The 7,966-nt window shown below is 63.7% G+C and carries 9 protein-coding genes; 6 read left to right on the top strand and 3 right to left on the bottom strand.

What is annotated here, in order from left to right; translation table 11 throughout:
* The coding region (locus CAG29_RS28675; RefSeq protein WP_218191446.1) for a hypothetical protein at positions 1 to 219 on the top strand (219 nt) is incomplete at its 5' end.
* Positions 220 to 380: 161 nt separating this feature from the next.
* Here CAG29_RS28675 and CAG29_RS25385 read toward each other — a convergent pair.
* The gene (locus CAG29_RS25385; protein WP_085640943.1) at positions 381 to 1,874 is read right to left on the bottom strand and encodes a CoA-acylating methylmalonate-semialdehyde dehydrogenase; all 1,494 of its coding nucleotides are present in this window, start codon (positions 1,872 to 1,874) and stop codon (positions 381 to 383) included.
* Positions 1,875 to 1,949: 75 nt separating this feature from the next.
* Positions 1,950 to 3,299, bottom strand: a complete 1,350-nt coding sequence (locus CAG29_RS25380) for an aspartate aminotransferase family protein (protein ID WP_085657192.1) — start codon at positions 3,297 to 3,299, stop codon at positions 1,950 to 1,952.
* A gap of 138 nt (positions 3,300 to 3,437) precedes the next feature.
* Between CAG29_RS25380 and CAG29_RS25375 the strand changes: the two genes are divergently transcribed.
* The 3 genes from CAG29_RS25375 to CAG29_RS25365 all read left to right on the top strand — a co-directional run bounded on the left by CAG29_RS25375 (position 3,438) and on the right by CAG29_RS25365 (position 5,732).
* Entirely contained in the window at positions 3,438 to 4,358 is a 921-nt protein-coding gene (locus CAG29_RS25375) for a LysR family transcriptional regulator (RefSeq protein WP_085582599.1), read from the top strand.
* Positions 4,359 to 4,492: 134 nt separating this feature from the next.
* Positions 4,493 to 5,143, top strand: a complete 651-nt coding sequence (locus CAG29_RS25370; protein WP_085634068.1) for a TetR/AcrR family transcriptional regulator — start codon at positions 4,493 to 4,495, stop codon at positions 5,141 to 5,143.
* A gap of 7 nt (positions 5,144 to 5,150) precedes the next feature.
* Positions 5,151 to 5,732, top strand: a complete 582-nt coding sequence (locus CAG29_RS25365) for a YigZ family protein (protein WP_085695310.1) — start codon at positions 5,151 to 5,153, stop codon at positions 5,730 to 5,732.
* Between the two features lie 430 nt (positions 5,733 to 6,162).
* Here CAG29_RS25365 and CAG29_RS25360 read toward each other — a convergent pair whose 3' ends face one another.
* Complete coding sequence (locus CAG29_RS25360) at positions 6,163 to 6,612, bottom strand: hypothetical protein (RefSeq protein WP_085582954.1); 450 nt, start codon at positions 6,610 to 6,612, stop codon at positions 6,163 to 6,165.
* Between the two features lie 83 nt (positions 6,613 to 6,695).
* Here CAG29_RS25360 and CAG29_RS25355 point away from each other — a divergent pair, with 83 nt between their 5' ends.
* Positions 6,696 to 7,052 (top strand): MerR family transcriptional regulator, encoded by a 357-nt coding sequence (locus tag CAG29_RS25355; RefSeq protein WP_085582957.1) that lies wholly within the window; start codon positions 6,696 to 6,698, stop codon positions 7,050 to 7,052.
* Positions 7,053 to 7,071: 19 nt separating this feature from the next.
* Positions 7,072 to 7,755, top strand: coding sequence for an SDR family oxidoreductase (locus CAG29_RS25350; RefSeq protein ID WP_085695309.1), 684 nt, complete (start codon positions 7,072 to 7,074; stop codon positions 7,753 to 7,755).
* Positions 7,756 to 7,966 lie beyond the last annotated feature (211 nt).

The following is a 7,966-nucleotide window of genomic DNA, read 5'->3' as shown; positions in this document are numbered from 1 at the left end:
TCAAAATTTCTTTTTCAACTTCAACCACTTGCGCTTTCGATCTCTCGTCAGCGGGAGGCGAATTCTACAGCGTTGCACGCTGCTGTCAACACCTCTTTTTCCGCTTTCGACCGGGAGGATCGAAACGCCGAAAGGGCCAAACATCACCACCCTCTTCGACTCCCTCCGGGCTTCGCTGAACTGAAGCGACCCGCTGCCGAAAACTTCGCAACTCGTTGAATCTCAAGGAGTTTTCCGCTTCGACTGCGCCGGAAGTGGGGCGAATTATAGAGAACTGAAATCTGCCGTCAACACCTTTTTCATATTTCTGTCATATCGGTCAAGGCACCCCGAAAACAAGAAGGCCGACCTCTTCGAGGTCGGCCTTCTTTTCCCTCTATTTACAAGCTAGGGAACGCGAACTGCGAGGCTTCATGGCTCGAACGCTGCGGCCAGCGCTGGGTGATCGCCTTGCGGCGGGTGTAGAAGCGCACGCCGTCCGGGCCGTAGGCATGCAGGTCGCCGAACAGCGAACGTTTCCAGCCGCCGAAGCTGTGATAGGCCACCGGCACCGGCAGCGGCACGTTGACGCCGACCATGCCGACTTCGATCTCGTCGCAGAACAGCCGCGCCGCTTCCCCGTCGCGGGTGAAGATGCAGGTGCCGTTGCCGTATTCGTGATCGTTGATCAGTTGCATGGCTTCTTCCAGGCTGTTCACCCGGACGATGCACAGCACCGGCCCGAAGATCTCTTCTTTATAGATACGCATCTCGGGAGTGACGTTGTCGAACAGGCAGCCGCCGAGGAAGAAGCCTTCTTCGTGCCCCGGTACGCTCAGGCCGCGACCGTCGACCACCAGGGTCGCCCCCGCCGCCACGCCGTCATCGACATAACCGCTGACCTTGTCGCGGGCCTGACCGGTCACCAGCGGCCCCATGTCCAGGCCGCAGGAAGTGCCGGCGCCGATCTTCAGTGCCTTGATCTGCGGCACCAGTTTGGCCACCAGGGCATCCGCCACTTGGTCGCCGACGCACACCGCCACCGAAATCGCCATGCAGCGCTCGCCGCACGAACCGTAAGCCGCGCCCATCAGTGCGCTGACGGCGTTGTCCAGGTCGGCGTCCGGCATCAACACCGCGTGGTTCTTCGCCCCGCCCAAGGCCTGGACGCGCTTGCCGCGCTTGGTGCCTTCGGCATAGATGTATTCGGCGATCGGGGTCGAACCCACGAAGCTCAGTGCCTTGACTTCCGGCGCCTCGATCAGCGCATCCACGGCCGCTTTGTCGCCATGCACGACACTCAGCACACCTTTGGGCAGGCCCGCTTCCAGCAGCAACTGAGCAATCAGCAGGGTCGAGCTCGGGTCACGCTCGGACGGTTTGAGGATGAAGCAGTTGCCGCAGACGATGGCCAGCGGGTACATCCACAGCGGCACCATGGCCGGGAAGTTGAACGGCGTGATGCCGGCCACCACGCCCAGCGGCTGGAAGTCGGACCAGGCGTCGATGTTCGGGCCGACGTTGCGGCTGTACTCGCCCTTGAGGATTTCCGGGGCGGCACAGGCGAACTCGACGTTCTCGATGCCGCGCTTGAGCTCGCCCACGGCGTCTTCCAGGGTCTTGCCGTGCTCTTCGCTGATCAGTTGGGCGATGCGCGATTCGTTCTGCTCCAGCAGTTGCTTGAAGCGGAACATGACCTGGGCGCGCTTGGCCGGCGGCGTGTTGCGCCAGGCCGGGAATGCTGCCTTGGCCGCGTCGATGGCGTGCTGGATGGTTTCGCGGCTGGCCAGCGGCAGCTTGTGGATCGCCTGGCCGGTGGACGGGTTGAACACATCGACCGCGCGACCGTTCTCGGTCACCAGTTCGCCATTGATCAAATGCGGGATAACGCTCATCGGGAACTCCTGAATTTGTCCACAGGCACCCATGGCCGGGTGCCTGCTATTTGTAGGTCTATATAGAGAGAAGAATCAGTCGAGCTTGTTCAGCACGTCGCCGACCGCGTCGAACAGACGGTCGAGGTCTTGCGGCTTGCTGTTGAAGGTTGGGCCGAACTGCAGGGTGTCGCCGCCGAAGCGCACGTAGAACCCGGCTTTCCACAGCGCCATGCCGGCCTCGAACGGACGCACGATGGCGTCGCCGTCGCGGGCGGCGATCTGGATCGCGCCGGCCAGGCCGTAGTTGCGGATGTCGATGACGTTCTTCGAACCCTTCAGGCCGTGCAGCGCATTCTCGAAGTGCGGCGCGACTTCGGCCACGCTCTGCACCAGGTTTTCCTTCTGCAGCAGGTCGAGGGCCGCGATGCCGGCGGCACAGGCCACTGGGTGCGCCGAGTAGGTGTAGCCGTGGGGGAATTCCACCGCATATTCCGGCGTCGGCTGGTTCATGAAGGTCTGGTAGATCTCGGTGCTCGCGATCACCGCACCCATCGGGATGGCGCCGTTGGTGACTTGCTTGGCGATGCACATCAGATCCGGGGTCACGCCGAACGTGGTGGCGCCGAACATGGTGCCGGTACGGCCGAAACCGGTGATCACTTCGTCGAACACCAACAGGATGCCGTGCTGGTCGCAGATTTCGCGCAGACGCTTGAGGTAACCCTGCGGCGGCACCAGCACGCCGGCGGAGCCGGCCAGCGGCTCAACGAAGACCGCCGCGATGTTGGAGGCGTCGTGCAGTTCGATCAGCTTCAGCAGCTCGTCGGCCAGGGCGATGCCGCCCTGCTCCGGCATGCCGCGGGAGAAGGCATTGCTCGCCAGCAGGGTATGCGGCAAGTGGTCGACGTCCATCATCGCCTGACCGAACAGCTTGCGGTTGCCGTTGACGCCGCCCAGGCTGGTGCCGGCGATGTTCACGCCATGGTAGCCACGGGCGCGGCCGATCATTTTGGTCTTGGTCGGCTGGCCTTTCAGGCGCCAGTAGGCGCGCACCATTTTCACCGCAGTGTCGGCGCACTCGGAGCCGGAGTCGGTGAAGAACACGTGGTTCAGGTTGCCCGGGGTCAGCGCGGTGATTTTCTCCGCCAGCTGGAACGACAGTGGGTGGCCGTACTGGAAACCCGGCGAATAATCGAGGGTGCCCAGCTGCTTGGTGACCGCTTCTTGGATTTCCTTGCGGGTGTGCCCGGCGCCGCAGGTCCACAGGCCGGACAGCGAGTCGTACACCTTGCGGCCCTTGTCGTCGATCAGCCAGCTGCCCTCGGCGCCGACGATCAGGCGCGGATCGCGCTGAAAGTTGCGGTTCGCGGTGTACGGCATCCAGTGCGCGTCCAGCTTCAGTTGGCTGGCCAGTGGCGACGACGCGTGTTCAGGCATGTTCATGGGCAAAACCTCGCAGGGCGATAAGCGGCAGGGAGATGAAAGTCGTTGTTGCAGCTACGTTGCCACGCCGATAAAGTCGGTGAAATTCAACTTTTCTAACCTTCAGTTAGAACACCGCTAAACATTGAGCCTTTGAACATGAGCAGCCGCCGCCCCGATCCGCTGGCCCAGGTCAGCGACTTTGACATTCGCCTGCTGCGCATCTTCCGCAGCGTGGTCGAGTCCGGCGGGTTCTCCGCGGCGGAGACCGTGCTCGGCATCGGCCGCTCGGCGATCAGCCAGCAGATGAGCGACCTTGAGCAGCGCCTCGGCCTGCGCCTGTGCCAACGCGGGCGCGCCGGGTTCTCCCTGACCGAAGAAGGCCGGGAGGTCTATCAGTCGGCGCTGCAACTGTTGAGCGCGCTGGAAACCTTCCGCACCGAGGTCAACGGCCTGCACCAGCATTTGCGGGGTGAGCTGATCATTGGTCTGACCGACAACCTCGTCACCCTGCCCCACATGCGCATCACCCATGCCCTGGCACAACTGAAGGAGCGCGGGCCGGACGTGCAGATCCAGATCCGCATGATCGCCCCCAACGAAGTCGAGCAAGGCGTGCTCGACGGTCGCCTGCACGTCGGCGTGGTGCCCCAGGCCAGCGCGCTGTCGGGGCTGGAGTACCAGCCGCTGTACAGCGAACGCTCGTTGCTCTATTGCGCGGTCGGGCATCCGCTGTTCTATGCGGACGACAAGCAACTGGACGACGAGCGCCTCAACAGCCAGGACGCCATCGCCCCGACCTTCCGCTTGCCGGCTGAGATCCAGGCGCACTATCAGGCGCTCAACTGCACCGCCAGCGCTTCGGACCGCGAGGGCATGGCGTTCCTGATCCTCACCGGGCGCTACATCGGTTACCTGCCGGATCACTACGCCAGCCTCTGGGTGCAGCAGGGACGTTTGCGGGCGCTCAAGGCCGGCAGCCGCTTCTATGACCTGAGCCTGGCTTCGGTCACGCGCAAGGGACGGCGGCCGCATCTGGTGCTGGAGAGTTTTCTCGACAGCCTGGCGGCCACGCGCTGAAATCCGTGCGCCCCAGCGCCATCGCCAGCAGGCTGGCGCCTGCACGGGGTTTATCGCACCAGGTCTTGTCTGGGACGTGCGGGTGCGCTATCAACACCACTGGTTTCCCCAACAAAACCGACCCGGAAGCGCCTATGACCCTTGAAGTCCCAGCCCATGGCGGCAAGCCCGCCAGCCGCATTCGTCAGAAGAACGAAGAGACCATCATCAAAGCCGCCGAAGACGAGTTCGCCCGTCACGGGTACAAAGGCACCAGCATGAACACCATCGCCACCAAGGCCGGGTTGCCCAAGGCGAACCTGCATTACTACTTCACCAACAAGCTGGGGCTGTACGTGGCGGTGCTGAGCAACATCCTCCAACTGTGGGACAGCACCTTCAACACCCTCACCGCCGACGACGATCCGGCCGAAGCGCTGACCCGCTACATCCGCGCCAAGATGGAATTCTCACGGCGCCAGCCGCAGGCCTCGCGGATCTTCGCCATGGAGGTGATCAGCGGCGGCGAATGCCTGACCGAGTATTTCAACCAGGACTACCGCGCCTGGTTCCAGGGCCGGGCAGCGGTGTTCCAGGCCTGGATCGACGCCGGCAAGATGGATCCGGTGGACCCGGTGCACCTGATCTTCCTGCTGTGGGGCAGCACCCAGCATTACGCCGACTTCGCCACACAGATCTGCCGGGTCACCGGCCGCAGCAAACTGACCAAGCAGGACATGGAAGACGCCGGCGACAACCTGATCCGCATCATCCTCAAGGGCTGCGGCCTCACTCCTTCTATATAAGACGCTTATGCCATTCACCCTCAGCGGCCTTTGCGAATTCCGCGAAGAGATTCGCAAAAGCCGTTTCATCACCTTCGCCGCACCGATCGACAGCCCCGCCGAGGCGCAGGCGTTCATCGAACGGCACAGCGACCTGAACGCCTCGCACAATTGCTGGGCCTGGAAACTCGGCGACCAGTACCGCAGCAACGATGACGGCGAACCGGGCGGCACCGCCGGGCGGCCGATCCTGGCGGCCATCGAGGCCCAGGACTGCGACCGGGTCGCGGTGCTGGTGATCCGCTGGTACGGCGGCATTCAGTTGGGCACCGGCGGCCTGGCCCGGGCCTACGGCGGCGGGGCCAACAAGTGCCTGCAGGCAGCGGCGAAAACCGAGCTGGTCAGCCGCGTGCCGCTGCGCTGCGCCTGCGCCTTCGGCGAACTGGCCTTGGTGAAACTGCGGGTGGCGGAACTCGGCGGGCTGGTGGAAGAGGAAAACTTCACCGCCAACGGCGTCGAATTGCGACTGGCCGTCGGTTCGGCGCAGATCGACGCACTGCAAACGCAACTGGCCGATTTGAGCCGCGGGCGGATCGTGCTCCAGCGCTGAGGCCCGCCGAGGCACCCTGACCGCTTATTCCACACAGTTGCCCACATCGCCTGTGGGCCCGGCTGTGGATAACCTGAGCACATCCCGCTGTAACCCTTCTGTCATGGGGCTTTGCGGGGTTTGTTCACTTTTCGCCCAATTTGCCGATCGAAAAGCAAATTCCACACTAAAACAATCAGTTAGCTCGGTTTATCACCTTTGGAAGAAAGCCGGGCGGCGCTTATGCCCGGCGTTTGCGCTTGCGCACAAATACTGTGGAGCAACCTGTGGATAAGCCGTTCATGGCTGGCGCAGCCGCCGATCCCGCAAGGTTCCCACGGGCTTGATCGTTTTTTGACCAGCCCACGACGCGCAAAACCTGTGCCGGAGCAACGGCCTCGGCGCCAAGTGGCGTCTGCTCATGCAGCCTTTTGGGGTTGAGCGCTCTGCATCAATGGCCGCCGGCCCCTGCCGCAGCGTGGTTCTGACCAGATGGCCAGGAAACCGCTTTATCCACAGGCAGCACCTGGGCGATTCCCCACGCCAGCTCAAACAGCAGGAAGCCCAGCAACAACGCGCTGGCGCCGTGCACCCAGGCGTAGGCTTGCCAGGTCGCGAAGAGAAACCTCGCCACTGCGTCGTACCGACCGTACAGCGGTTGCGGATCACGGATCCGCAGCACCGCCCATACGCACACCACTGAGCCCAACAGGTTCGCCATCAGCAAGTGCTCCGGGGCAAACGCCGGCAGCTCTCCGGGCAGACCCAGTGCCCGGCCCAGCACCGTCAAACCTTCATGCACCCAGGCAAAACTCCACGGTGTGGCAAACGCCGCCGTCACGATCAGGTCATACCAGGCACTGCCGCGCACCAGGCGGCGATACTGCGTTGAAGTCCACATCGTCCATGCTCCGAACATTCAGGGAGCACTCACGCTAAAGCCTGGAGTATGCTCCAAGGTCAAACACTTTCGGGATGTCCCAGATGCGCATCGGTGAGTTAGCCCAGGTCAGCGCCGTCAGCCGCGACACTTTGCGCTTCTACGAGCAGCGCGGGCTGATCGCCGCACAGCGCACGGCCAACGGCTACCGCGACTATCCGCCGGAGACGGTGCAACTGGTGCTCTACATCAAGACCGCCCAGCGCTTGGGATTCACCCTCAACGAAATCGGCGGCAGCGTCGCCGCGCTGTGGCAGGCGCCCGACCCGGACAGCGCCGTCGCGCAACTGCTGCGCGACAAGCTGCAATTGATCGAAACCCGCATCAACGAACTGGGCGCCCTGCGCGCCGAGCTGCAGCAGCGGCTCGGCCAGGCGTGCCCGCTGAACCCACGAGCCTGAACATTCAAGGAAGCCCTTCATGTCCGCAAAAACCGCACTGATCATCGGCGCCTCCCGAGGCCTGGGCCTGGGCCTGGTGAAAACCCTGCTGGCCGACGGCTGGCAAGTCACCGCGACCGTCCGCGATCCGCACCTTGCCCAGGCGCTGCAAGCGCTGGGCAAGGTGCGCATCGAGAAACTCGACATGGACGACCAGCAAGCCGTGATCGCCCTAAGCCAGCAGCTCAAGGGCGAGACCTTCGATCTGCTGTTCGTCAACGCCGGGGTCAAGGGCCCCGAGGTGCAGACGCCCGGCGGCGCGACGCTGGCGGAGGTCGGCCAGCTGTTCTTCACCAACGCCGTGGCACCGATCAACCTGGCCCAGCGCTTCGTCGGGCAGATCCGCGACGGCAGCGGTGTGCTGGCGTTCATGAGTTCGGTGCTGGGCAGCGTGACCATGCCCGACGCGCCGGAACTGGCCCTCTACAAGGCCAGCAAGGCAGCGCTCAATTCGATGACCAACAGCTTCGTCACCCAGTTGGGCGAGCAGAAGCTCACCGTGCTGTCGCTGCATCCGGGCTGGGTGAAGACCGACATGGGCGGCGAAGGCGCCGACATCGACGTGGACACCAGCACCCGCGGCCTGGTGGATCAGGTGGATGCGTTCGCCGGCAAGGGCGGGCATCATTTCGTCAACTACAAGGGCGAGACCATTCCCTGGTGATCCCCTGCCCGCTCCCACAGGGCTTTTGGGTGGCCGCAGATTCTGCATTCACCCCAAGCTTCCTGTGGGAGCCAGCCTGCTGGCGATGGCGTCAGTGAGGGCAGCGCATTTGCGGCGGCTGTCCGGTCGGAAGCGGCTTGCCCGCGGCACAGTTTTGCCCGACACTGCGCACCTCGCCCCCGCGGCGACCCTGGATCAGCAGACAGGGCAA

Source organism: Pseudomonas sp. B7(2017), from assembly GCF_002112745.1.
Classification (GTDB): Bacteria; Pseudomonadota; Gammaproteobacteria; order Pseudomonadales; family Pseudomonadaceae; genus Aquipseudomonas; species Aquipseudomonas ekonensis.
The sequence above is the reverse complement of the archived record's forward strand: the minus strand, read 5'-3'. Positions and strand labels throughout refer to the sequence as shown.